The sequence below is a fragment of the Bradyrhizobium sp. Crot121 genome (assembly GCF_059512385.1).
Genome location: NZ_JCAMOR010000398.1, coordinates 1 through 432, shown reverse-complemented (window position 1 = coordinate 432; position 432 = coordinate 1). Strand labels below are relative to the sequence as shown.

At 61.1% G+C, this 432-nt stretch carries 1 protein-coding gene; it reads right to left on the bottom strand.

Annotation, left to right across the window (positions count from 1 at the left end; all coding sequences use genetic code 11):
- Positions 1-252: response regulator (locus AC5ZGW_RS47170; RefSeq protein WP_496114277.1), on the bottom strand; the 252-nt coding region annotated here is incomplete at its 3' end.
- Positions 253-432 lie beyond the last annotated feature (180 nt).

Genomic DNA, 432 nt, shown 5'->3' with positions numbered 1-432 from the left:
CACCTCGTCGAGGGCGGTCAGCAAGAGAACCGGAATCCGATCGCCCTTGGCGCGCAACGAAGCTAGCAGATCCAGCCCCGATCCATCAGGAAGCATGACGTCCAGTACGACCGCATCGAACGTGTCAACCGCGAGCGCGGCCTGTCCGTCCGCGCAGCTCGCGACGACGTCCAGTGTGGCTCCATAGAGCCCGAGACCAACTTTCAGACCGTCCGCGAGAACGACATCGTCCTCGACGACCAGAATGCGCATTGAAGCGGCTCCTTATCGTGAACTTGCTGTCGGAGGCGAACCTTAAGGCTGCCTTAAGGTAGCAACGTCACTTCGGCCCCCTGTCGCAACAGAAGGGGTTCCATGCCATACGTCCGCACTCTCGGATTTGTTACGCTGTTCTTGGCCTTTATCGCTGGGGGGATGCCCGCTGGGGCCGCC